The following is a 25,699-nucleotide window of genomic DNA, read 5'->3' as shown; positions in this document are numbered from 1 at the left end:
GTAGTCTTCATTTTGGATTTAAATTAGAATGTTACGTTTAGTCCCAGTGTCCATGTTCTGGCCCTTGGATAGGCGAAGAAGGTCATATTCTGACCGAACTTGGCACTGCCCTGGGAAGTTGACTCCGGATCGTACCCATTGTACTTACTGGAGCAGATCAGGAATGCGTTATTCACATTCGCATATAAACGTAGTTTCGAAATACCAATGGCCTGGCATTGCTTGTCAGAGAAGGTATAACCCAGCTGAATCAGGTTTCCTCTCAAATAGGAACCATCGGCAATCCAACCGGAATCTACCGTTGTATTCTGTCCGGCGTGACCGGAGTTCGTCAGGTAAATCGCTTGTTCCATGGTATTGGGATTGGTCCCGTCATACGCATCGTACAAGATATTCGACAAGCCGTTGGTGATACCAAAACGGTCGTAGGTTGAGTGGTAGAATTGCTGCAATGTCTCTACTCCCCATACGAATTGCAGGTCAACAGTCAAATCAATATTCTTGTACCGGAAAGTATTAATAAAACTACCGGCCCAATCTGGCATTCCTTTACCGATAATTTCCTTCTCATTCGTCCGCTTAGCGCGACCAATCTGGCTCTTTTCGCAGTTGCCTGCTTCGTAGTCTTCAATGGTGTAAACGCCTAAGCGACGATACCCGTAGAAGCTACTCAGGTTCTCACCAACACGCAAAATACTTTCGGAACCACCGACCCAATAGTTCATCTCGATATCTTCATCATTTTCTCCCAGGTGAAGAATCTTGTTTTTATTGTAGTTCAGATTCAGCGTAGCATTCCATTGGAAATCGTTGGTACGAACTGGCGTTGCATCGACCATGATATCAAGTCCCTGGTTTTGCACCGACCCGATATTTTTGTATATCGAACCAAAACCCGAAGACGTTGGCAACGGAGTATTCAGCAACAAATCGGTAGTCTTCTTGTGATAGTAAGAAATATCGAAATTCAGCTTATTCCGGAACAAACCTAAATTGAAGCCCATGTCCCATTGTGCTGTTTTTTCCCATTTCAAATCCGGATTCGCCATCGAACTGATATAGGAATAAGGAGCTCTTGAACCATCCAGCAAATTTGTTCCCGAACTGACCGATGCCAGTGATCGATACGGAGAAATTTCAGAGTTACCCGTCAATCCATAGCTGGTATGGAGCTTCAGGGTACTGATGGTTGCATTGTCCTTCAGAAAGTCTTCCTGCGATACAATCCACGCCAACCCGGCCGATGGGAAGAATGCATATTTGTTGTTCTTTCCAAATTTGGAAGAGCCGTCATACCGACCGGTCACTGTTGCCGAATACTTATCGTTATAGGTATAGGCAAAGCGCAGAAAGTAGGAGTTCATTGCCCACTTATCATAGCCGGATGTAGGAGCTGAAGGCGTCGTACCGGCCCCCATATTGTACCACTCAAAGAAGTCATCACTAAATCCTTCGGTGTACGAATTATTATAGTTATAAGTACGCTCTTGCCAGGAAAGGCCGGCCATCGCATTCAGACGGTGTACGCCCAATACTTTCTGGTAGGTCAAATACGTTTCTTCCTGCCAGTAAAATATATTTCCATGGTCAATATAAGCCCAACCATTCGGCATAGATATGTTGTTCAGCGATACAGAAGAATATCCTTTGCTGGTTATGTTGTGGCTGTCGATACCAAACTGAGTTTTCAGATCAAGACCGTCCAGCAAATGGAAAGTTAAAGCTGTATTCCCGAAAATCTGCGTATTGTATCTCATCCGCTTCTGTAAATCCAATATCATCACTGGATTCGACATTCCTTCGAATCCAAAGGTATCGGACATCGATGAGCTGGCCGAAGTAGTATAATTACCATTCGCATCCCGCAGAGGTAACCAAGGCAACATTTCAATCATGGTACGACGAGCTTCCTGTCCACCACCCGTTTCCGGAGTATAACGCCCCCACGTATGGTTGACTGAAAGATTAAGAGAAGTAGATAACCATTTCGTCGGATCGCCGTCAAATGCCAGTTTCGCGTTGATACGTTTGCTGAAAGTATTATTAACGATACCTTGCTGATCGGTGTAGTTCAGGAAAGCTCCGGCTGAAGAATTTTCACCGGCTTGCTGAATATTCAGCTGATGATTTTGAGAAAAAGCAGTTCGGGTAGCTTCCTTCTGCCAATTCGTATCGTACAACGGATTTCCCTGAGCATCGAAGTAGTTCGGGTCGGTAAACCAATCTATCCTGTCCAGTGACCAGTTGTAATCCATGTATTTGTTCTCGTTCTCAAGACCAATCATAAAAGCATCGGTCCACTCCTGAGCATTCAATACATCCATATAACGGGCCATGGTACTCACACTGGCAGAGCCCTGATAGCTTACAGTAGTTCCCTTGCCATGCTCTTTACCGCGTTTCGTTGTCACGAGAATAACACCGTTGGCACCACGGGCTCCGTAAATAGCAGCCGAGGAAGCATCTTTCAACACTTCAATACTCTCGATATCATTCGGGTTGATCAATCCAAAATCCTCCATCACAACGCCATCAACCACATACAAAGGAGCCGACGAAGCATCGATGGTAGACAAACCCCTGATAACAACACGGCTCTGATAAGCTCCGGGCTGACCTGAGTTCGAGAAAATATTAACACCGGAAACTTTACCTCTCAAATTATCCAGCGCACTAAAACTTTGGTCTTGCACCAACTCCTCGCCTTTTGCCTGGGAAATGGAACCGGTTACATCTTGCTTACGCATGGTACCATATCCAATGGCTACCACTTCCTGAATTCCATAAGTCTCGCGCATCATGGTAACGTCAACGGTTTCCCGCGATTGAACAGGCACGTCCTGTGGCACCATTCCGATAAAAGAGAATACCAGCACATCAGAGTCACCAACATTGGATATCGTATAGTGTCCGTTCGTATCGGTAATCGTACCGGAAGTCGTTCCTTTAATGACAATGGTTACCCCCGGAAGCGGGACTCCATCTTCATCCGTTACCGTACCATTTACATTGTGTTTATCTTGTTGTCCGCTTTGCGCTGTTTCTAAAGCTCTTTTGGAAATCACAATATTGCGGTCAACGATTTGATATTTGTATTTCGACAAATCCAGTACCTGGGAAAGAATCTGGTCAATGCTGGCATTTTCTATCGAAAGACTATACCGCTTCGTGAGGTCCATCTGATCGGACTTAAAGAAAAAGCCAAATTCAGAAATCTTCTCTATTTGATCGAAAACCTGAACGATGTTGGCATTTTCAACCTGGAGATTTAAGCGTACCGCCTGTGAGTAGGTCTTCGCCGACAGGGTCATGGCGGAAAGAAGCAACAGGAATCCAGTTAGTTTCATGGTTAGGTACAATTTTTTTAGCCCGGGGCATAAATTGCCCGGGAATCTTCGAAAATTCTTCATAGATTTGAACTGTTTGGTTTACAATAGAGCAGTCTTATTTGCGATTCTCTGATATAGAGACTGCTCGGGATATTAAATTCACATGAACCGGGAAGGGCGCCACCCTCCCGGTTTTTTGTTGATTTAGTTGATAGTTAGTGCATAGGCAATCGTTTAATATTCTTGTTTAGTTACTTTTCTGTTGATATCGTAATAATGTCAGGTTCCATTTTATTTTCCTGAATACTGTAATGCAGATGCGTTGTGATGTTCAGCATTTTCAAAACATACGAAATAGAAGTCGTCCTTTTAATGTTCGCCGTATACCGGTAATCTTTAATTACATCGTCACCAAAGCGGAAACGGACACCGTACCATTTTTCGAGCTCGTCGCAGATATCTACCAGTTTTTCATTCCGGAAGACAAACTTACCGTCCATCCAGGCAACAATGGTCGCCGGATCGATCTCCTGTATTGACATCCGCTTATTTGCCTTGTCATACACAGCCAGTTCTCCCGGCTTCAATTCACAGATTCGCTTCAAATTATTGCCTGAAAGAATTTCCGCACTTCCTTCGATAAGCGTTGTTTCGGTAACCTCATCATCAGGATAGGCCCGAACGTTAAAACGCGTACCTAAGTCACGGACTACCATGTTTTCTGTCTGAACCGAAAACGGATGCTCTTCGTCATGCGCTACGTCAAAACAGGCCTCCCCCACAAGTTGAACATTTCTCTCTTTCGAAGTCTCGTGATAAACAACTTTACTGCCCGAATTCAGCCAGATTTGTGTTCCATCCGGCAAAGTCATCTGCGAAATGCTGCCAATCGACGAAGCAAACTGCTGGGTAAAATCCACCGGCTGCTTTCCAGGCGACCACAACTGGTGAGCCAACCATCCAACAGAGAGCAGCATCGCAACCATCGCTGCCCGGCCAATCCAGATACGAGTCAGACTCCGGATTCCGACATTTTTCATTCCGCTAACTTTCTCCTTCAGATTTCGGTATTCCTCGTCCAGATTCAGCTTTGTCTCTTTTCTGCCAGCAGTTGCTCTCACCCACAAACTTTTGGTCTGATAAAATTCCTCCTGAAAGGATTCATCAGTGGCCACCTCTTCGTAATAGGCTCTTTTCTCCTCCTTGCTTGCCGTTCCCGACAGTATTTTTGATAATAATTCGTCTGACATCAATTACTTCTATTTTCTTTCAATACAACAACTTTTCTGAGCCTCTATTCTCGCACTGCTTCTGATGAATCCTTATGCGAAAGCAAATATTTTCACATTCTTTAACTATTAAACAATCGAGCAAAGGACAACCCTAACTGCAATTTCAATTTTTTTCTCAGAATTAATTCAGGAAATTGGTAATCACCAATAAAACAGGAAGGTAATCTTTCAATTCTTTTCGAAGATACTTCAACGCTTTTGTCATATGCGCTTCGACGGTTTTCACCGTAACATCTAGTTCTTCAGCGATTTCCTTATTGGATTTATCCTCAAACCGGCTCATGTAAAATACCCGGCGACAATTTTCCGAAAGACCGGAAATTGCTTCTTCAATCTTTTCCTTTAATTCAGAAAACTCCAGGTACTGATGATCCATCCGGTTGAGTGCCTCATAATTGAAATGCATCTCCAAATATTTCATCCGGTCATGATGCATAGCCAGCACTTCTCTACGCTTTAAACAGTTCAGGCAGTTATTCTTGGCAATGGTATAGAGGAAATTGCGAATATTCGATTCGTTCGAAAGGGATTCACGAATCTCCCAGAGTTTCACAAACGCACTTTGGGCAACCTCCTTGGCTTCATCTTCATCCTGAAGATATTCTTTCCCCAGGTGAAAAAGCATAGGATAGTACTGGTCAAAAATTGACCGAAACTCTTCGTTGCTAATGTTTTTTAGTTCCCCCGCCATTTCCCGGTTAGTAAGTCCAGTTATCCGATGACGTTATATCATGGCGAGTAAACTTAACAATTATTGCTAAAATTCAAATAACATTTGAAATCAAATATCAGACAACGAAAACATATTGAGTTTAGGAAGGTACAATAAACTGAGTCAGGTTTACAAATCAAACCACCGCGAAATCATATCACATTTTTCATTCCCGTCTTTGTGATCAAATTCGCCGGTGTGCCGGTTGTACACATAATCTTCTTTCCAGAAATGCGCATTAGCAACTACTTTTTCAAGCGAGTCCATAATGTAGTCCAGCTCAGCATTGGTCATGGTAGGATGCAGTGATAGTCGCACCCATCCGGGTTTCTCTGATAAATCGCCGCTATTAATTTTCTCAGTAATCCGGTGCGACATTTCGCGATCCACGTGCAGTAAATAGTGTCCGTAGGTTCCGGCACAGGAGCAACCTCCGCGTACTTGTATACCAAACCGGTCATTCAGTAAACGAACCACCATGTTATGATGAATTCCCTCCACGTAGAAAGAGATTACCCCCAAACGTTCCCGGGCTTCCTGTGCTAAAATGAATACCCCGTCGATCTTGCTAAAGCCTTTGAAAGCCCGCTTCAGCAGTTCGGTCTCTCTCGCCTTGATTTTATCGACACCCATTTGTTCTTTCAACCGGACACACATGGCGGCACGAATAGCCTGCATAAAACCAGGCGTACCACCATCTTCGCGAATTTCGATATCGTCCACGTATGTGTGCTCTCCCCAGGGATTCGTCCATTTCACCGTGCCACCTCCGGGATGATCAGGAATGCGGTTTTTGTAGAGCTTCTTATTAAAGATGAGGACACCCGAACTTCCGGGCCCTCCCAGGAATTTGTGCGGAGAAAAGAAAATGGCATCCAACCGTTGCATCTCATTCTTAGGATGCATGTCAATATCAACATACGGTGCCGACGCAGCAAAATCGACGAAGCAGTAACCATCGTGCTCATGCATGATTTGCGCCAGTTCGTAAAAAGGGGTAATCACGCCGCTTACATTGGAACAAGCCGAGAAAGAACCAATCTTCACTTTTCGGTTCGCATATTTCTGTAGTTCGGTACGAAGGTACTGTGGATTGACCATCAGATTCTCATCCGGCTCCAGCACCACCACATCGGCCAGCGATTCCAGCCAGGGAGTTTGGTTGGAATGATGCTCCATATGGGTCAGGAAAACTACAGGCCGCTCTTCCCGGGGAATATCGCAAAACCTCATCAGCTTTTCCGGAATCTTCAAACCCAAAATACGCTGCAGTTTAGCGAGTCCCGATGTCATCCCGAATCCGGTCGTAAGAATTACATCATCGGAATTAGCATGCACATGTTTCTTGATAATCGCATGGGCCAAATGATAGGCCTGCGTCATCGTGCAACCCGTTTCCGATGCTTCGGAATGCGTGTTACCCACCATCGGACCAAACTGCTCCAACAGCTTTTCCTCGATGGGGCGGTAAAGCCGGCCACTGGCAATCCAGTCGGCATACACCAAAGGCTGTTCACCGTAAGGAGATTCAAAAGTCTGGTCGATCCCCAGTATATTCTTGCGAAATGAATCGAAGTATTCTTCAAGTTTGGTCGTCGGTTGTGTCAATGTCGTCGTCATAGTCAGTTGTTGAAACTTTCTAAAGATGGAAAAATAACCTTAATCTGTAATCCAATTTTCGAATGTTTTCCAGACTTGCCCATTGAAAAAGATGTATTCCGGCTATTATCCATCGCATGTAATTTGAATTTATCAATAGTCAGTCTGATGCAGACTTATTGATGGCATCATCCGGCTTCACGTCAAAATAACCAACTGTTAAGCAGGCAAATCACAGATTTTTATTGTAGATTTAGTAAGGTTTTGGCTTTCGCAGACACGACAGAGGAGAGGACACGCCAATACACTTCTTCGGAGAAAACAACTAACCAATAAAACCAATTGATTATGGCAAAAATTGTCGTGCTGGGTGCCGGTATCTCTGGCCATACGGCGTCAACCATCCTGAAAAAGAAATTGGGGAAAAAACATGAAGTGGTAGTGGTTGCACCAAACACTTTCTACCATTGGATTCCCTCCAATATTTGGGTAGGTGTTGGCCGGATGACGGTCGACCAGATTCGTTTCCGGCTGGATAAACGCTACAAAAAGGCTGGTATCATTTTCAAACAAGCCAAAGCTCTTTCCATTCACCCGGAAGGAGACAGTGAAATCGGCAAAGGATTTGTGACCGTTGAATACACCGGTCAGGACCGCGTTGGCGAAACAGAAAAGGTCGACTACGATTTTCTGATAAATGCCACTGGGCCGAAACTGAACTTTGCCGGTACCGAAGGTCTGGGACCTGATAAATTCACTGAATCGGTTTGTACCTATGGCCATGCTGCCCAGGCTTGGGAGAAACTGCAGGGCTGCATCCAGAAAATGGAAAACGGCGAAAAGCAAAAGATTCTCATTGGCGTCGGGCACCCGATGTCCACCTGCCAGGGAGCAGCCTTCGAATACATTCTCAATGTAGCTTTCGAAATCAAGAAACGGAAGCTGTCGCACATGGCCGAAATCAAATGGATTACCAATGAATTTGAGTTGGGCGATTTCGGTATGGGCGGTGCCTATATCAAGCGTGGAGGTTATATCACGCAAACACGTACGCTGGCTGAATCGTTCTTCCGCGAACGCAACATTAGCTGGATTAAACGTGCCGGAGTGAAGAAAATCGAAGAGGGGAAAGTACACTACGAATCCCTCGACGGAACAATGGGTGAAGAAACCTTCGATTTTGCCATGCTGATTCCTTCCTTCACGGGACCGGGAATAAAAGCCTTCGCCAAAGACGGCAGCGATATGACCGACACGCTGTTTGCACCGAACGGCTTCATGAAGGTGGATGCGGACTATACACCCAAACCGTTCGAACAATGGTCGGCCGATGACTGGCCATCAACCTACCAGAATCCCAGTTACGAGAATATCTTCGCCGCAGGAATCGCTTTTGCACCGCCACATGCTATTTCCAAACCGATGACCAGTCCGTCAGGCACGAAAATATTCCCGGCGCCACCGCGTACTGGTATGCCTTCGGGTGTAACCGGAAAAGTGGTGGCTCAAAACGTGGCTGACTGGATCAAAACCGGCAAACCGCAACTAAAACACAAGGCTTCGATGTCCAAAATGGGTGCTGCCTGTATTGTCTCTGCCGGTTACGGAATGATGAACGGAGCCGCTGCCACCATGACGGTCTTTCCCATTGTCCAGGACTGGAAAAAATACCCGGAGTATGGCCGCGATATTTCCTATACCATCGGAGAAGCCGGATTAGCCGGACATTGGCTCAAATGGTTCATGCATTACATGTTTCTGCACAAAGCCAAAGGCTATCCTTTCTGGTGGCTGTTACCTGAATAAGAACAATAAAAATCAAAAGATATGGAAGAACAAAGCAACCAAACCATTGCGTACTCCGAGGAATCGTATCCACCGGTTCCCACACGGGCAACCCGTTTCTGGAGAGCATTCATTCCCTGGCAACTTTACCGCTGGGTAGTCCTGAACATTAAAATCCTCCGCATCGTCGCGGGAGGACACTCATAGGTTGGATTCAAAAGGCTGTCTGCTATCCCGGGCAGCCTTTTTTTACGATGTTCTGATAGGGAGTGTAACTCAAAAACTGTCCCCAACAATAGTAACAACAGGAACTATCGTAACCTCAAAGCACAACCTGAAACCTGTAACCTGAAATGGTTTAACCGCACAGCGCAACATGAAATCTGGGTACTACGCAGCCACGATATATCGTGGCCCTACAGCGCCAGCGCAACATGAAACCTGAAACTCTCTAACCTGAAACCAACAAATCAATGCCACTTGAAAAACCGCAGCCCCAGCGAAAAGAAGAAAACCCCAATGGCCGATAGAATCACAAACGGCAAAGCAATATCTGCCAGGCCCAACCCTTCGTTAAAGATTCCCCGGATACCATCCGCCAACATTGTTAGCGGCAGTTTCTGAATCACCGGAATACTCCAGTCCGGGAAATTGTGGTAACTAAAGAAAATACCCGAAAGAACCATCATCGGCATCACCACCAGGTTAATCAAGCCGTTTCCCACCTCAGTATTGGCCGTATGCGACGAAACGAAAATGGCTATTCCGGCGAAAGCCAGGTTACCTGCCATAAAAATGGCCAATAATCCGGGAATACTTCCCTGAATGGTAATTCCGAAAACCAGCCAGGTCACTAGCACCAGCAGCGCCGATTCGATGAAATTCATCACAAAGCGCACCGTAATAAAGGCAATCAGGAAGTTGGTCTTCTTCATCGGGGTAGCCACCATGCGTCGCAGCAATTTCTTCGAGCGCCGGTCGATAATGCCGTAACTGATGCCCCACATACACGACATCATCGCATTCATGGCAATCAGTCCCGGAACCAGGAAATCGATGTAACGGGTTCCGGCCAGCGTCAGCGGTTTAATTTCGCCATTGTCCTGTGGCGTATTCACCGCTTTACCGTTCAGAACGCCCGACAGCTTGATATAAGTCAGCTGAGCATCCGGATTACGCGGATCGAAATGATATTCCGGCTTTCCGTTTTGCTCCGTCAAAATCACATTTATCTGGCCGCGTTTCAGCAAAACCATCGCCTCTTTCCAATCGGTTTCCCGGAAAAGGAAAGTGGTATTTCCCATCTGCTTATCAGGAATGGTGAAGCTGTACCGAAACGAATCAGCTGCCACTTCCGGATTAGGCTGTGCCTCGGTGAGCAGGAAATGCTGAATAGACGTACCATCGCCTGATGCATCAATGACCGCGACTTTGCGCACAACATCCGTTTTCTGCGTAAAGGCAATGCCCAGTCCCAACGACATCAGGATAGGAAACACAATGCCCCAGAATAGTACGCCCGGTTCACGAAGTAACTCCCGCGAATACGAAAGCGTTAGTTGCCAAAGCTGGTGGTTCGATAGTCGGTTATTCATGTAAATGTCTTCCGGTTAACGTAGTAAATAAATCGTCGAGCGTGGTACGGCGGCACTCCATATCCTGCAAATGAAGCCGGTTCTGTTGCAAATACTCCATAAACTCCGGCAGCTGCGTATGCATATCCTGCACCGTTACCTTTCCACTCCGCTGCATTCCGTTCCATTGCATCTCACCAATTTTGCCATTCGTTGGAGGCAAGGACTCCGGGCCATCTTTCAGTGAAAACTCAATCACCTTCTCTCCTTCTTCGCCCTTCAGCAGCTGCTCCAGCGTACCTTCCCGCAACACTTTCCCGTGGTCGACAATGATAATATAGTCACACAACTGCTCCGCCTCTTCCATGTAATGCGTGGTCAGAATCATCGACGTTTCCGCCTGTTCTTTCAGCTTGCGCAGAATAGCCCAGATTTCCCGCCGGGCATTCGGGTCGAGGCCGGTGGTCGGCTCGTCCAGCAACAACACCTTCGGCTTATTCAACAGCGAAATACCCAAAGCCAGCCGTTGCCTTTGACCGCCGGATAGGTTTCCCACAAATGCTTTGCGCTTCTCTTCCAGGGCCACCAGCTCGATAATCTCCTCTACCCGCTCCTTTCCCAATCCGAAAAAGCTGGCAAACAACCGAAGTGTTTCATACACCCGCAGCTTATCCGTAAAACGGGTCTCCTGCAACGACAAACCAATCAGGTGCCGTAGCTCGTCCTCGTGGTGCTTCCACGTCTTCCCCATGATGCGGATTTCGCCCTTGTCGGGATGACGGATACCCTCAATCATCTCCACCAGCGTGGTTTTCCCGGCACCGTTCGGTCCCAGCAGCGCCACAAATTCCCCCTTCCCGATGGTCAGGTTCAGTCCCTGCACCGCATGAACCGTCTTGAAGGACTTGTGCACTTCCTTCACCTCAATCACCGGTGTATGCGTGTTTTCCATAAGCAAAGCGTTTCGGAGTATAAAGCTAGTCGAAAATTAACAATGAAAAATCGGAAATAAAGAATTCGTTTCTGTTGTTCCTCTCGTTCCTGTAGTTACTGTTGTTGCGCCGTACCCTTACAGTTCAATTATTAGCCCAAATTACTCTCCCCGAATCCCAACTTCACCGTCCATCTCCACTATTGCCACGTAGGGCCACGATACATCGTGGCCATGCAGCGGCCCTATAAAATTTATAACTGCAGAAATGGCAATGGCCGAAAGATCAACAGAGAATTTCCTCAAAGAATCATTCTCAAACTTTTTCTCAAATCAACCAATAAGTAACACTCTTACTCCCTATCCTGACGGGTTTTCGAAACCTGTCAGGATTTGCCCAATAAACGCCCCTGCCGATTATAAGCACCGCCATGCGCGACCGTTCTCCTCCCCGTTTGGGGAGGCCGGGTGGGGCTATTAAACCACGCCAACAACAAATGTCCTCCTCCGGAGGCGGATTTCCTTAAAGATCATTCCCAAACCTTTCCCCAAATAACATAAAACCCCTAATTTCCATCACCAAACCAACATAAACCTATACACATGAAAAAAATAATCAAAGCATCAGCGTTAGCTTTTATCGCTATTAATCTACTTTCCTGCGCTACCGGTATTCCTCTTTCGAATACCCGTTCGGAGAACAACAAAACCTACCGGGTACAGTATCTTTTCGAGCACGACGGCTGCAAAGTCTATCGCTTTTATGATGAAGGCCACTACGTTTATTTCACCAACTGCAGCGGACAAACCACCAGCATGGTAAAAGACTCCACCAGAACAACCCGCATCACCAACATGATTCGAAATCAATCGACAAATAAGTAGCACTCTTACTCCCTATCCTGACAGGTTTTCGAAACCTGTCAGGATTTGCTCAACCAATGCCCCAGTCAATTAAAAGCACCGCAGCTCGCAAATGTCCTCCGCAGAAGGAGGATTTTGAATTGATAACTGGATAACGCAAAATGAAGAAAACCCGAATACCTAAAATCCTCCCCCTTTAATTCCCCCTCCAAAGGGGGATAGTCCGCCAACCAACTGCAAGATTAAGCTTCGCCGGTACCAATTTGAGACATAAAACTCATGCTAAAATCTACCCTTCCAGCTGATAAAAGCACCGCAGCTCGCAAATGTCCTCCGCTGGAGGAGGTGGCCGACAGGCCGGAGGAGGATTTAGCAATTAACCGCTGAAACACCAACCATCCATTTCTATTACACACCCCGTAGGGCCACGATACGTCGTGGCCGCGAAACACCCCTGGAAAGCCAAATCTGTCAAACAAGTGCATTAAAAGCGCTACTATCCGCGACCGTCGCCTCCCCGTTTGGGGAGGCCGGGTGGAGCTACGAAACCACTCCAGTCCCCAGTTCACTACCAATTTTATGTGAGTTCAGGATATCTTTCCCGAGCAAACATAAAATTGACTATCTTAGAAAATCTTTTTTTTGTAATTATAACTAACTCATATTTCAAAAACGAACGTCCATTCTTCAGGGAAGCGTACACAAGTTGTAAAAAAACTGTTATCTAATACAAGAAAAATGGAGCAAAAATTAGCCACGTTAATCAACGATTTTGATTTCGAACAAATCGAATTATCACTGAAAGAACCAAATATTTTTAATGCACTATCTATTGAAAGGAAAGAAATACGGCATTCAAATTTTCTGGCGTATCTATTTAATCCCAATAATAACCACGGGTTGGGTGATATTATCTTAAAAAAGTTCTTAAGAGACATATTTTCTGATTCTAAAGCTCAAAATCGAAACATCTTTGATTCTGACTATTTAGATTTAAATAAATGTGAAATACGAAGAGAATGGAGGAATATAGACATATTAGTGATTTTTGAAAACGATATAGTTCTTATTGAAAATAAAGTAGATTCAGTTGACCATTCAAATCAGCTTAAACGTTACAAAAAAATTGCCGAGGAAAATTTCATTGATAAAAACAGGCATTACGTTTACTTGACTCCTTTTGGAAATGACCCTTTGGATAATTCTTCCAAGCAATTCTATATCAATTATTCATATACCCAAATCTCAGAAATATTGCAAAAAATATTATCACTATATAAAAACAGCATCAGTGAAAAAATCAGGTATTACATTGAAGACTATTTAGCTATTGTAAAAAAAGAACTTCTTATGAATGACAAACTAAATGAACTTGCTCTTAAAGTATATAATGCACACAAAGAAGCACTAGACTTTATTTTTTTAAATAGACCTGACCCTTCGAGCATACTTTATCCATATTTTGAAAAAGAATTAATGGATTCAAATTTTATTATAGGCTCAAAAAACAAAGGTTACATTCGATTTACAACAAAGGAATTGGATAGAATATTAGAAAAAAAGGGGCAAGGGTGGCCAGAAAAAGAAATATTCCTCTTTGAGATAGAGTATTTCTGGACTGACAAATACTGTATCTTCAATGCTATTATTGCCCCATCTGATGATCAATATAAAAATACTTTGCTAAAAGCTGTAGAAAACCTTAAGCTTTTCAGAAAACCAACGGGTAAAAAATGGCTAGTTTTTTTTAAGAAGAAATTCAACTTCATTGCTTCAGAGGTTATTACAGAAGACCCCATTGATATTGAAGGACGAATTAAATCAATCATAGATGATATAAAACCAACTGTAATAGAAATTAGTGCTGCAATTGAGAAGGAATGGAAAAGCAAATACTCATAGCCACGGTAATATTCAACAATCTGAATATAGAAACACTAAAATCAGACGCGGAAAATTTTTCAATACCTGACACTGATTCTTATGCAGAATCCTACCCAGTGTTTATTAAATATTTCAAAGAGATTGAAATAATAGACAAACATCATTTAATTATTGCGAGCCACTTTGTTTATGGTTGGATGCCAACAATTATTCATCTAAATACAGATTCAATCGATTTAATTCTTGATTTACTTAATGACGCAAAATCCGGTAAGATTCTTAATCCTGAACAATTATCAATATTGAAAAAAAGTATCAATAATTCAATGGTCGGCCTTTCAAAACTATTACATTTCATAAGTCCACAGGTTTACGCAATATGGGATAGTCGAATATATAGATACCTGACAGGTAAGAAAACACCTTCTGGAATAAACAAACCTGATTTATATTCGGAATATCTTAAAGCAATCAAAAAACTAATCAAACATCCAGATTTTGTTATAATTCAAGAAAAAGTAGAGGAAGAATTAGGTTATAGTGTTTCACCATTACGCGCCATTGACTTGATAATGTACGAATCAAACAAAAAAAACTCTTCGATTCTTTAAGCAATTTGAATCAGTAATATATAGAATTGACTAAAATCACATACAAAGCCAAAGAGTGAAAAATTATCTAAACACAACTCAGTCCCGATTATGATTTTTATTCCATTTTCCCTATCTTAGCTATCGTTGGTATCAGACAGAGAGAGAGGAAATCCAAAAACACGAAGCAGACAGGCCGGTTCAACCGGAAGAAATACCACATCCACAGGTAGAATTGTATAAGCATTGGGTAGAAATGCTTGATCAATGGGTAAAAACACCCGGGTAACAGGTAGAAATGCCAGCGTAACGGGTAGAAAAGGCAGAGGAACAGGTAGAAATACCAAAGTAACGGGTGAAAATGACAGAGTAACGGGTAGAAATGGTAGAGTAAGTGGTAAAAGTCACCGGACAACCAACAAAACAACCGAAGTAACCAAATGAATTCAATTAACTTTTATATGTCTAACCTAAAATTCCATTCAACATGTCAACTTACAAATCCGACGCCCAGATTCTTGATCACTACAACGTAGCACTGACCAACGTTGAAAGTCAACCCGAAATTGCTGCAACCATGACTGAGTTCGGCTATGGTCCGGAAGTAATCGCCGAAGGCCGTCAGCTACTCAGCGAAACCCGCAACGCATACGATTTCAACCAGCAGGAAGACAACGAAACCGTTGCAGCCCGTGCCGACTTCGATGCAAAAGCCGAACAAATGGCAAACACGTACGGCCTCCACCGCAAAAAGGCAAAAGTCATCTTTCGCAAGGATGAAGTAGCGCTCAAACAACTCGGCCTCACAGGCACACTGCCCAGGGCATACGTCAAATGGGTAGAAACCATGAAAACATTCTACAACGGCGTGCAAGCCGATGCCGCATTGCTTGCTAAGCTCACACCGCTCAAAATCACAGCTGAAGATATCACGGCTGCCCTATCCGGCATCGAAGCGATGGAGAGCGCCCGCACACTATATTTCAGGGAAATAGGAGAATCACAGGAGGCGACTAAGGCTAAAGACGCCGCCTTCGTCAAAATCGACGATTGGATGCACGACTTCTATGCCGTAGCCAAAATCGCCATGGAGGATAAGCCTCAGTTACTGGAAGCATTGGGTGTGCTTGTACGTAGTTAGCTTTCTCATTTCACCTTTAGCACACCTACATCAGGCCGGCCCGGCAACTCCACAACGGGCCGGCTTTTTTATTCCTCGTCACATTTCCTAATTTTACCGTCCGCCTGAATTCAACACCGGATTCCGGAAACAGAAAAGAACAGCTGATGGAGGTTACCTACCGATTAATATTACCTGAAGACAACGCGCCGCTGGCGGAGATGATTCGGAAAGTGTTCCGGGAATTCAAAATCGACCGCCCGGGAACCGTTTATACCGATCCCACCACCGACCACCTGTACGAGTTGTTTCAGGTACCCAAAGCGGAATACTGGATTGCCGAAGCCAGTGGCGAAATTGTGGGCGGATGCGGCATCTATCCTTCCAACGGTCTGCCGGAAGGATGTGCCGAGTTGGTGAAGTTCTATGTAGCAGCTTCGGTACGCGGAACCGGAATTGGCAAACAATTAATGGCACAGTGCATCGATTCGGCCCGCGAACAAGGGTATCAGCAACTCTATCTCGAATCGCTCCCCGAACTGGAGAAGGCGGTCGGCATGTACCAAAAAGCAGGCTTTCGCCGATTAGAACAACCCGTTGGCGATACCGGGCATTACGCCTGCACCATATGGATGCTGAAGGATTTATAATTCCACAGTAAGAGATTATCGAAGAATTTTATTGATTATGATAATATTTTATTATATTCAGGAGGTTATAATTCCTGCGCCCAACAAGAATATAACCGAAAGAATTTGACCAATAAATATTATCTGACCATGGCTAAAATCAAATTAGAATTCGAAAAACTCACCATTCTCCGACCCAAAGAACGATGGCAACTCTATTTCGTTATCGTAGCGGAACACCCCGAAGACAACGACAAGATGGTGCTCACAACCACGCCTGAACCATATATCCGGCTTACTCCCCGACAAAAAAACGTATTGAATTTTGTTCCGGAGGCGAGCGACGATGGCGCTGACGGTTTGTTTGTACTCGAACGGGATATGCCTAAAGATCGGCGCATCAAGGTGCGGGTGTACTTACGCCATTGCCGGAAGCACACGCGCAGTGCCGGTGAAATGCTTCAACAAGTAAAAGGCAGGTTAGGCAAACACGCTTTCGATATTGTTGGCGATATGCTGGGCGCCGGAGCACTCCCCTGGCTGGTGATTTCAAAAGAGGCGTTGCCATTAATCGGCGGCATTCTGCGAAGCATTAAAGACCGCGACTTCGGTTTTGTGTCGATGGACGAAGAGTTTGACGAGGAATTTGAAACACAAACGGAACTCGACCGCATGAACAATTTCTCCACCGGTGATGCGCGCATTGTTTGGAGCTGGTCGGTTGACGAATAGTACAAAAAATAAAAGCTCAGACTTTGACTGCTCGTTTCATTCAACGTAAGCAATCAGAATCTGAGCTTTCTTTATGCTGAAGCCTCGTTATTCTTCTTTTTCCACGAAAGTGATGCCGTAATTCTCCAGCTCATTCAGCACCGGCTCGTAAATTTCTTTACGGTTCGGAATGTGCACGCCGGTCAGAGCAATTTGCCCGGTCATCACCATTTTGGTAGCAATCGCCAGTGGCAGTCCCACTGTCTTTGACATCGCTGTATGCACACTATCCTCTCCCAAAACAACCATTGAGGAAGTCATTTTCACCGGACGTGCATCACCGTTTCGATTGTAAAGTAGCTTGTGCCACATCACCACCATGTCTTTATCCTCGGGCTCCATCTTCCATTTCTCCGAAAGGATATGCTCCAAAATTTGCGCGGGAGTAGCCCTTTTCAGGCCAATCTTTTTGTCGCTGAATAACTCCAGGAATTCCAGTTTGTCGATTATGTCCGAATCCTGATCGATGTGCATGTAGTGATACAGCTTCAACCGCACCGATGCTTCGGCGTAATAGAGAAACGAGTTGATGAACTCCTTGTAGGTCATATTCTCGGTATTCTCCATGAAGTAGGTATCGTCTGTCGCGCCCAGCTGTACAAAGATATCCCACGCCCTACAGTACCCGGGACGGCGCAAGGTTCCCCGATACACAGTTGGAACTCCCTGCAGGTTATACTTGTCGATGTACTTCAATGAATCGCGGTTGGCGTAGCCTTCAAACTTGCCAAATCCCTCGATATCGATTACTTCGGTGCGCCGGAAAAGACGATTGTACGGGATGTACTTGTATTTTCCTTCCTGCAGAAATTTGGCGGGTCCGCCCTGCCCGGCAACCACTACATTGCGGGGATTCCAGGTGAATTTGTAATTCCACGGATTGTTGTCCGATTCAGGTGCTACCAGTCCTCCGGTAAATGACTCGAAATCGGTAATAGCGTGACCTTCTTGCTTTACACGATCTATCAGCCTCATGGCCGACATGTGATCGATGCCCGGATCAACGCCCATTTCGTTCAGAAAGAGTAAGCCTTTCGCCTTTACTTCTGCATCCAGGCCGTTTAATTCGTCGGATACATACGAAGCGGTTAGCAACGACTTACCAAATTTGAGACAAGCCAGCGCCACCACCTGGTGCAACCGGGCCGGCAACATCGATACCACAATATCGGCCTGTTCAATTTCCAGGTTTCGCTGCTGTTCATCGAACACGTCGAAGACGAGAGCTCGGGTGGGCGGCGTTATTTTTTCCTTCACCAGGTTAATATCCTGATCACCTACCGTGATTTCCCAGCCAAAGGTAGATGCTTGCTCTTCCAGATACCGGATTAGCGTAGCAGAGGAACGCCCGGCACCGATGATGAATATTTTCTTCATACTAAAAGACAATAGATATTAGAATCAAGATTTTAGACTCCAGACATTAGAATAAAGATTTCAGACCACAGCCTTTACGTGGAATGGAATTCTCCCACTCTCCCTTTCACCCTTTCTCATCTTCTCCTAATCTCCCCCATCTCACAAACTCGTCTTCACACTATCACACACTTCTTCAATTCATGAGTTTACCCAATCTTCCAGGTATTTATACCGCTCCGTTAGCTTACCGTTTTCGGTAATAGTAGCCCGTTGAACAATTCCTTCAGAATCATCGCCCAGCAAAGACGGTAATACCCTATTAATAAGGTTTTCGCCAAAATCAACCGAAGCATCACGCGGTAATTCAGTTGGCAGATTATCCACCGACATGACGGTAATGTTCTTCGGATCGGTAAAAGCTACTTCTTCCTGTTCCGTAATCGGATTGTATCCGTAAAACGGCTCATTGATCGTAGTAGCCCTTAACGTAGAAGGTATAGAACCTTTGATGTCGCAGGTAATGTCGGATATCACTTTGATGCGGAATTCCGGACTGCGCATATCTTCCGGTGTAAACAATACTGGAGCATTGGGATCCCAGTAGGCAGCCGAAATGAGTAAATCGGTGGTTTTCGCAAACCGAAGGAAATTACCTTCGTACGCTGTTGGGTTTTTCACAAAATGTCCGAAATCGAAAGCGCTGCCATCTTTGCGTTTGTTGTAAGCATCCGGCTCGAGCTGCACATACACCGGGTCATCGAAGTGGTCTGTAGCGAGATATTCTTCAATACTCACTTTCCGAATCTTCATTTCGTCCAGCATCTCCATAACACCGTGGGTAACTCGTCCACCGCCAGTGACAGCAATTTTCAACGGTGGAAGTTCCAATCTTCGGGCTTCAGATTTCATCTCAGCCAAATCATGGCACTCATAAGCCGGCTTCGGTTCAGGCAACTCATGACGGATGGTTAGCGCACGCAAACCTTTGTAACTGCCAACCAGTCCGGCAAACCGCCCAAAACCAATGACACGCATTCCATTCAGCTCAGTCAAAACTTCATAATCGATCAAACGAATTCGCTTTCGCAGGATTTCCTGAAGAAGTTTTTTGTTGTACGGTTGCTTTTTGATGGTGTGAGAAAAGAACAGATACGTTTTATCTTCCATCAAATCGGGGATCGGTACCTCTTTCACTCCCATTAAAATATCGCAATCACTCAAATCGTTGTTCATGGAAATGCCAGCGTCCAAATAGTCTTTATCTGGAAAACAACGGATCGGACTGGATTGAACTGTCAGTTCCACTTGCGGAAAACGTTGGGCGATTTCGAGACACTGTTCGGGCGAAAAAGGCACACGCCGATCAGGCGGTACTTTACCTTCTTTCAGGATACCTAACTTCATTCGCAGAAATTTTATTCAGTTAATAAAAAGTTTGAACCGGAATTGGATGAAATAAACAGGCTCTAACAATAGATTTATGGGAAATCCCCATCAAGATAAGAAAATATGCGCTGCTTATCATATTGAAAGCAACTTTCGATACAACTACACACGTTTGCAAAACCGGAGGCAGTACAGAAAGTCAACTGAACCATTCATCGTACTTTCTGCCTGCCATCCGGTTGCGACACCAACGAGCTTGTCAAATGTATGAACCTGTCAAAATGCTATACGTTGAACTCGATTCCCTGAGCCAACGGCAATTCCGAACCATAGTTGATGGTATTGGTTTGTCTGCGCATATAAGCTTTCCAGGCATCAGACCCGGACTCCCGGCCGCCACCGGTATCCTTTTCCCCACCAAAAGCACCACCAATTTCAGCGCCGGAAGTACCAATATTAATATTGGCAATTCCGCAATCGGAACCTTCGTGCGACAGGAACCTTTCAGTTTCCAGCAGGTTGGTTGAAAACATGGCTGATGAAAGACCTTGCGGAACAGCGTTGTGCAGTTCGATAGCCTCATCCAGCGTACTGTATTTAATCACGTAAAGCAGCGGAGCGAACGTTTCTTCCTGAACGATTTCATAATGGTTTTCCACTTCGGCAACGCAAGGCACCACGTAGCATCCTGACTCGCAACTGGCGTCCTTATAAACTTCACCTCCAAAGAGAATTTTGCCACCTTCGGCTTTCACCTTCTCAATGGCTTTGAAATAAGTATCCGAAGCCCCTTTATCAATCAGCGGTCCCACATGACTCTTTTCGTCCAGCGGATTACCAATCTTCAATCCCTTGTAGACATTGATGAGTTTTTGCTTAAACTCTTCGTAAATACTTTCGTGAAGAATAACGCGACGGGTAGAAGTACAACGCTGTCCTGTTGTTCCAACAGCACCAAACACGATAGCCCGAAGCGCCATGTCCTGGTTGGAAGTCGGTGTTACAATGACGGCATTGTTACCACCTAGTTCCAGAATGGATTTGCCCAAACGTTCACCAACCAAACGGCCGACTTTCTTACCTACGCGGGTAGAACCAGTAAACGAAATCAGCGGGATATTCTTATCGCTGAACATGTCGTCACCCAGGTATTTCGAGCTGGTAGCCACCAGGTTCAATACACCTTCCGGGATATCGTTGCGCTTCAGCACATCAGCTACGATGTTATGAACGGCTATCGCACAAAGCAGCACTTTCGACGACGGTTTCCAGACAATCACGTCGCCGGCCGCCAGTGCAATCATGGCATTCCACGACCAAACCGCTACCGGGAAGTTAAAGGCCGAAACCACACCAACAATACCCAACGAATGGTACTGATCGTACATGCGGTGTTCAGGACGCTCAGAGTGCATGGTATAACCATACAACTGACGCGACTGGCCAACAGCAAAGTCACAGATGTCTATCATTTCCTGTACTTCGCCCAGACCTTCCTGGTAAATCTTTCCCATTTCGTAGGAAACCAAACGCCCCAGCGGCTCTTTGTATTTGCGCAGTTCCAAACCAATCTGGCGAACTATCTCTCCACGTTTCGGGGCGGGCACCTTCTTCCATACCTTGAATGCATCCTTAGCGGTATCAATCACCTTCCGGTAATCTTCCAAAGTTGCCTGCTGAATGTCAGCTATCGCCGTCCCGTCAGCGGGTGAGTACGAAGTAATTTTATCACCGGTCGTATCAATCCATTTGGTACCGGTGCACAACCCCGGATTCACATCTTTGATGCCTAATGTCTTCAGAACATCCTTCATTTCTTGCATAGTATCTAAATTTATGTTGTTATATTTTTTCTGATAATTAATTAGTTGTTTCACTTTCTCGAATCCAGTTCACCAGACCGCCTTTATCCAAAACCTGCATCAGTTTATCGGGAAGCGGATTGAAATGGAAAATCTTCGTTCCGATATAAATCACACCGGAAGCCATGTCAACTTCCACACTTTCGCCTTTCTGATAAGCATTAACCGCTTCGGGAAGCACAATGATAGGAAGCCCCTGGTTAATGGCCGAACGGAAGAAAATACGGCTGACCGATTTCACAATAATCGCTCGTACGCCTGCTTTTACCAAGCCTACTGATGGATGTTCGCGCGAGCTTCCACACCCGAAATTTTCACCACACACAATGATATCGCCCAACTTCACATTTTCAGCAAAGCGATCATCAAAGCCTTTAAATAAATGTGGGACAATCTTCTCCGGTTCCGAACTGTTAACTTCGTACGTCAAACTGCCGGCAAACATCTGGTCGGTATTCAGGTTATCCACATCCGCGTAGTTCCACACACCACTCTGCCGACGGTCATCTCCGGGCTCAATCACCACGGTTGCCGTCTGCTGCTTGTGATACGGAAACTTGTGCGCCGAGGTTGCCTTTTCGGGCGAAGTAATTTCACCACGCAAAGCGGAAGCGGCCACTGTTGCCGGCGATGCCAGATAGATGGAAGCATTTTTATTGCCCATCCGTCCCAGGAAGTTGCGATTAGCCGTCGAAATCACATTGATTCCATCAGCCGGAATTCCCTGCCCTGTTCCCAAACATGGACCACACGAAGGTGAAAGAACATTTCCACCTGCTTCCAGGAAGATTTCTACCAAACCTTCCTTCATGGCCTGTAGGTATATTTCACGCGAAGCCGGAGTTATCAGCAACTGGAATCCTTCCGGTATTTTATGCCCTTTCAGGATAGCTGCCGCTGCCCGCAAATCTTCAATGCGACCGTTGGTACACGTTCCGATTAGAGCCTGCGCAACCGGCGTTCCGGCTACTTCATCCACGCTCTTCACGTTGTCAACATGGTGCGGACAGGCGGTTACCGGATACAATTCCGACAGATTGATGGTGTATTCTTTCGCATACTCCGCGTCATCATCCGCCCAAATGGCCTGGAACTTCGCTCCAAAATATTCTTCGAGCATTTCGTCAGCCGGAAAAACAGCGTTCTTGGCTCCCATTTCCGAGGCCAGATTCGCAATGGTCATCCGGTCGGAAACCGTTAGTGTTTTCACACCTTCGCCATGATATTCGATGGACATGTAATCAGCCCCTGAAGAGCCAATCATGCCAATGATGTACAAAGCCAAATCCTTCGCATACACATGCTCTGGTAATTTTCCCGTTAGGGTAATCTTGACGGTTTCAGGAACACGAAACCAGGTTTCTCCCTGTTTCCACAGTCCGGCTGTTTCCGTACGGTCAATACCGGCTGCAAAAGCGTTGAAAGCTCCAGCAGTGCAGGTATGACTATCGCTACCAACGACCAACATTCCCGGCCGTGCATGACCGGCCATCAATTGGTGGCAAATGCCTTGTCCGGCATCGTGAAATCGCGATACGTGTTGATCTTTTGCGAAATCGCGGATTTGCTGATAATCGTTCGCCAGTTTGGCATTGGTAGGTGGTGCATTGTGATCGAGCACCAGCAGTAATTTATTGGGATCGGCGACACGGTCACCGCCCATCTTGCGGAATATCTTTTCGATACTCGACGAATTATCGTGCGACAGGATGATATCTGGTTTGGCAAACACAATGCTTCCAACCGGTGCACCCAAAATCTTTTCAGCAAACGTTTTTCCTGACATACGCCAAATTTTTAACGTTATACATGAAGCAAATCTCCCTTTCGGTAGATTTCCATTTGAACATCAGAGAACGGCTGAACCGTGATGCTCTTACCATTTTCCCGGTTGGTTATCTTTCCGGTTTCGAATTCTACAGTAATGACATTACCATTCTGCAGATCCAGTTCTTCAATTGACTCATAGGTCATAATCGGGAAGCCGGCGTTGATGGCATTTCGCTCATAAATAGCTCCGAACGACTCAGCCAGAACAGCCTGTACACCCAATGATTTGAAGCAGTCAACTGCTTGTTGACGGGAACTACCGGCACCAAAGTTTTTGCCGGTGATGACGATATCACCCGGTTTTGCTTTGGTAGCAAAATCTTCCCAGCCTTTTAGATTGCCAAAAGTATATTTCCCCATTTCCGACAGTTCGGTAATCGCCAAATGCTGGTTATGGAAAATCATGTCCGTATCAATGTTGTCTTCCATGACCAACCAAACCCGTCCGTCAATTACTGACGGCTTTTCTTTTTCATTATCATGATGAGTTACCAGCACTGCTTCCTGCTTGCCATGTCCTTCCTCGAATAATGAAGGTCGTTCCGGCAAATCATCTTCAGTGGTAATATGACCTGCTACCGCAGAAGCCGCTGCCGTTGCCGGCGAAGCCAGGTATACATCACCTTTTCCCTGTTTACCGGCAAAGTTCCGGTTTCCGGTACTAACGGTTTTCTCGCCAGGGCCGTTTTGCCCCACCTGACCGGCAGCACATCCGGCACATCCGGCATTACTTAGCATCGCACCGGCATCTTTGAAGATGCGAATCAGACCTTCGTCCATGCAGGCATTCCAAACCTCATCGGTCGATGGAACGATTTTCAACACCACACCGGGCGCTACTTTCCGGCCTTTCAGAATCCGGGCAGCAGCACGCATGTCTTCCATACGCCCGTTTGTACAACTACCAATAAAGGATGAATCGATTTTGGTTCCCTTCACCTGCTCCACCGGAACCACATCATGTGGTTTTCCCGGAAGGGAAATAGCCGGAATGAAGGTTGCCATATCCAGTTCGAAGGTTTCCGCATAATTTGCGTCGCCATCAGCAAATACCGGCTCGAAATCTTCACCGGAGCGTTCTTTTGCATATTGAATTACCTCATCCGATGGCGGAAAGAAGACCGCAATAGCTCCCATTTCCGTTCCCATGGATGAGATGGTGATGCGTTCGTCCAGCGTAAGCTTATCAACTTCTTCGCCGTAAAGCTCAACTGATTTGCCCAGCAAACTACTGGCACCGAAATGCTTCAGCAAATTCAGGACAATATCTTTAGCATAAACACCTTCCGGACGTTTTCCGTTGAGAGTAATCTTTATCGACTCCGGCACTTTAAACCAGACAGCCCCACGTGCCCATGCAGCAGCGATATCCCGATCACCCATTCCCTGTCCAAAAGCGCCAATTGCCCCCAGAATATTGGCATGCGAATCAGTGGAAACCACCGTTGAGCCAGGAACGGCTAAACCTTTATCAATGGCCAGATGGGTTCCAATACCGGAATTGATATCATACACCCGGATATTGAAATCGCGGGCAAAAAGCCGGCACTTTTGCTGGTTGGCAGCATATTTCTGATCAGATCCCGTTGGATTGCAGTCGAAAGTGAAGAAAGTTTTGTCGCTGTTCTCAATGACCAGCTGGTTATCCACCAGATTCTTCACCACATTTGCACCTCCAAAATCCCGGGCCAGACGAACATCAATACTGATATCGACGATCTCACCCGGTTTCACTGAATCCTTTCCCGAATGGGTAGCGATTATTTTCTCAATGATAGTCATCATTTCAATTAGAAATTAAAAATGAGAAATGAACAATTGGATTGAGCTTTCACTTTGCTTTGGAATTTTTTACGATGTAATACAGCATCTTAAGAAGTTCCTCGCAACCGGGCAACAAAGAATTCAGCTTTGCTTCATCAATGTATCCCGATTGATGCAGAAGTCGCAACCAATATTTTGTTTCACGAGCTTCTTTGTAAGCGATTCCCATCTTAGCAGAAAAATCTTTCTTCGAAAATCCGCCTTGCGCCTCCTCAATATTAGCACCAATAGAAGTTCCCGACCTCAAAATCTGTTTGGAAAGAATGTACTCGTTCTTTTCCTTCATCAAATACCGAGACAATTCCACAATTTTCAGTGCAAAGGCAAACGATTTCTCGACAACCTGATTTTCCTTCAT

The 25,699-nt window shown here is 45.5% G+C and carries 21 protein-coding genes; 9 read left to right on the top strand and 12 right to left on the bottom strand.

Annotated elements, in window-relative coordinates:
* Positions 1-23 precede the first annotated feature (23 nt).
* From AC060N_RS08010 to AC060N_RS07995, 4 genes are all read right to left on the bottom strand, one after another.
* A complete protein-coding gene (locus tag AC060N_RS08010) occupies positions 24-3,347 on the bottom strand; it encodes a TonB-dependent receptor (protein WP_479526636.1) in 3,324 nt (1,107 codons plus the stop codon).
* 233 nt (positions 3,348-3,580) lie between these two features.
* Positions 3,581-4,579: a FecR family protein gene (locus tag AC060N_RS08005; RefSeq protein WP_479526635.1), complete on the bottom strand. Its 999-nt coding sequence runs from the start codon at positions 4,577-4,579 to the stop codon at positions 3,581-3,583.
* A gap of 163 nt (positions 4,580-4,742) precedes the next feature.
* Positions 4,743-5,312: an RNA polymerase sigma-70 factor gene (locus tag AC060N_RS08000; protein WP_479526634.1), complete on the bottom strand. Its 570-nt coding sequence runs from the start codon at positions 5,310-5,312 to the stop codon at positions 4,743-4,745.
* Between the two features lie 150 nt (positions 5,313-5,462).
* Positions 5,463-6,953, bottom strand: coding sequence for an aminotransferase class V-fold PLP-dependent enzyme (locus tag AC060N_RS07995; protein ID WP_479526633.1), 1,491 nt, complete (start codon positions 6,951-6,953; stop codon positions 5,463-5,465).
* A gap of 327 nt (positions 6,954-7,280) precedes the next feature.
* On the opposite strand from AC060N_RS07995, the gene AC060N_RS07990 reads away from it, so the two are divergent.
* On the top strand, positions 7,281-8,738 hold the full coding sequence (locus AC060N_RS07990) for an NAD(P)/FAD-dependent oxidoreductase (RefSeq protein ID WP_479526632.1): 1,458 nt from the start codon (positions 7,281-7,283) through the stop codon (positions 8,736-8,738).
* A 21-nt stretch (positions 8,739-8,759) separates the two neighbouring features.
* On the top strand, positions 8,760-8,924 hold the full coding sequence (locus AC060N_RS07985) for a hypothetical protein (RefSeq protein ID WP_170108985.1): 165 nt from the start codon (positions 8,760-8,762) through the stop codon (positions 8,922-8,924).
* A 263-nt stretch (positions 8,925-9,187) separates the two neighbouring features.
* On the opposite strand, the gene AC060N_RS07980 is transcribed toward AC060N_RS07985, so the two are convergent.
* A complete protein-coding gene (locus AC060N_RS07980; RefSeq protein WP_479526631.1) occupies positions 9,188-10,312 on the bottom strand; it encodes an ABC transporter permease in 1,125 nt (374 codons plus the stop codon).
* On the bottom strand, positions 10,305-11,243 hold the full coding sequence (locus AC060N_RS07975; protein WP_479526630.1) for an ABC transporter ATP-binding protein: 939 nt from the start codon (positions 11,241-11,243) through the stop codon (positions 10,305-10,307). The genes AC060N_RS07980 and AC060N_RS07975 overlap by 8 nt, the downstream gene beginning before the upstream one ends.
* 582 nt (positions 11,244-11,825) lie before the next feature.
* On the opposite strand from AC060N_RS07975, the gene AC060N_RS07970 reads away from it, so the two are divergent.
* The 7 genes from AC060N_RS07970 to AC060N_RS07940 all read left to right on the top strand — a co-directional run bounded on the left by AC060N_RS07970 (position 11,826) and on the right by AC060N_RS07940 (position 17,041).
* The gene (locus tag AC060N_RS07970) at positions 11,826-12,107 is read left to right on the top strand and encodes a DUF4884 domain-containing protein (RefSeq protein ID WP_479526629.1); all 282 of its coding nucleotides are present in this window, start codon (positions 11,826-11,828) and stop codon (positions 12,105-12,107) included.
* A gap of 717 nt (positions 12,108-12,824) precedes the next feature.
* Entirely contained in the window at positions 12,825-13,988 is a 1,164-nt protein-coding gene (locus AC060N_RS07965; RefSeq protein ID WP_479526628.1) for a PDDEXK-like family protein, read from the top strand.
* Positions 13,967-14,581, top strand: a complete 615-nt coding sequence (locus AC060N_RS07960) for a hypothetical protein (protein WP_479526627.1) — start codon at positions 13,967-13,969, stop codon at positions 14,579-14,581. The genes AC060N_RS07965 and AC060N_RS07960 overlap by 22 nt, the downstream gene beginning before the upstream one ends.
* Before the next feature lie 246 nt (positions 14,582-14,827).
* The gene (locus AC060N_RS07955; RefSeq protein ID WP_479526626.1) at positions 14,828-15,004 is read left to right on the top strand and encodes a hypothetical protein; all 177 of its coding nucleotides are present in this window, start codon (positions 14,828-14,830) and stop codon (positions 15,002-15,004) included.
* 43 nt (positions 15,005-15,047) lie between these two features.
* Positions 15,048-15,701, top strand: a complete 654-nt coding sequence (locus AC060N_RS07950) for a PQLLE family protein (RefSeq protein WP_479526625.1) — start codon at positions 15,048-15,050, stop codon at positions 15,699-15,701.
* 146 nt (positions 15,702-15,847) lie between these two features.
* The gene (locus tag AC060N_RS07945) at positions 15,848-16,330 is read left to right on the top strand and encodes a GNAT family N-acetyltransferase (RefSeq protein WP_479526624.1); all 483 of its coding nucleotides are present in this window, start codon (positions 15,848-15,850) and stop codon (positions 16,328-16,330) included.
* Positions 16,331-16,459: 129 nt separating this feature from the next.
* Positions 16,460-17,041, top strand: a complete 582-nt coding sequence (locus AC060N_RS07940) for a hypothetical protein (RefSeq protein ID WP_479526623.1) — start codon at positions 16,460-16,462, stop codon at positions 17,039-17,041.
* Positions 17,042-17,128: 87 nt separating this feature from the next.
* Here AC060N_RS07940 and AC060N_RS07935 read toward each other — a convergent pair whose 3' ends face one another.
* The 6 genes from AC060N_RS07935 to AC060N_RS07910 form a co-directional block, all read right to left on the bottom strand.
* On the bottom strand, positions 17,129-18,457 hold the full coding sequence (locus AC060N_RS07935) for a saccharopine dehydrogenase family protein (protein ID WP_479526622.1): 1,329 nt from the start codon (positions 18,455-18,457) through the stop codon (positions 17,129-17,131).
* 180 nt (positions 18,458-18,637) lie between these two features.
* On the bottom strand, positions 18,638-19,843 hold the full coding sequence (locus AC060N_RS07930) for an NAD(P)-dependent oxidoreductase (protein WP_479526621.1): 1,206 nt from the start codon (positions 19,841-19,843) through the stop codon (positions 18,638-18,640).
* A gap of 266 nt (positions 19,844-20,109) precedes the next feature.
* Positions 20,110-21,648, bottom strand: a complete 1,539-nt coding sequence (gene amaB, locus AC060N_RS07925; protein ID WP_479526620.1) for an L-piperidine-6-carboxylate dehydrogenase — start codon at positions 21,646-21,648, stop codon at positions 20,110-20,112.
* Between the two features lie 37 nt (positions 21,649-21,685).
* Positions 21,686-23,473, bottom strand: a complete 1,788-nt coding sequence (locus tag AC060N_RS07920; protein WP_479526619.1) for an aconitase/3-isopropylmalate dehydratase large subunit family protein — start codon at positions 23,471-23,473, stop codon at positions 21,686-21,688.
* A gap of 17 nt (positions 23,474-23,490) precedes the next feature.
* Positions 23,491-25,302, bottom strand: a complete 1,812-nt coding sequence (locus tag AC060N_RS07915) for an aconitase/3-isopropylmalate dehydratase large subunit family protein (RefSeq protein ID WP_479526618.1) — start codon at positions 25,300-25,302, stop codon at positions 23,491-23,493.
* Positions 25,303-25,348: 46 nt separating this feature from the next.
* Positions 25,349-25,699, bottom strand: coding sequence for a four helix bundle protein (locus tag AC060N_RS07910; protein ID WP_479526617.1), 351 nt, complete (start codon positions 25,697-25,699; stop codon positions 25,349-25,351).

It is taken from the genome of Prolixibacter sp. DSM 2831 (assembly GCF_056493735.1).
This window is presented reverse-complemented; position numbering and strand designations above follow the sequence as displayed.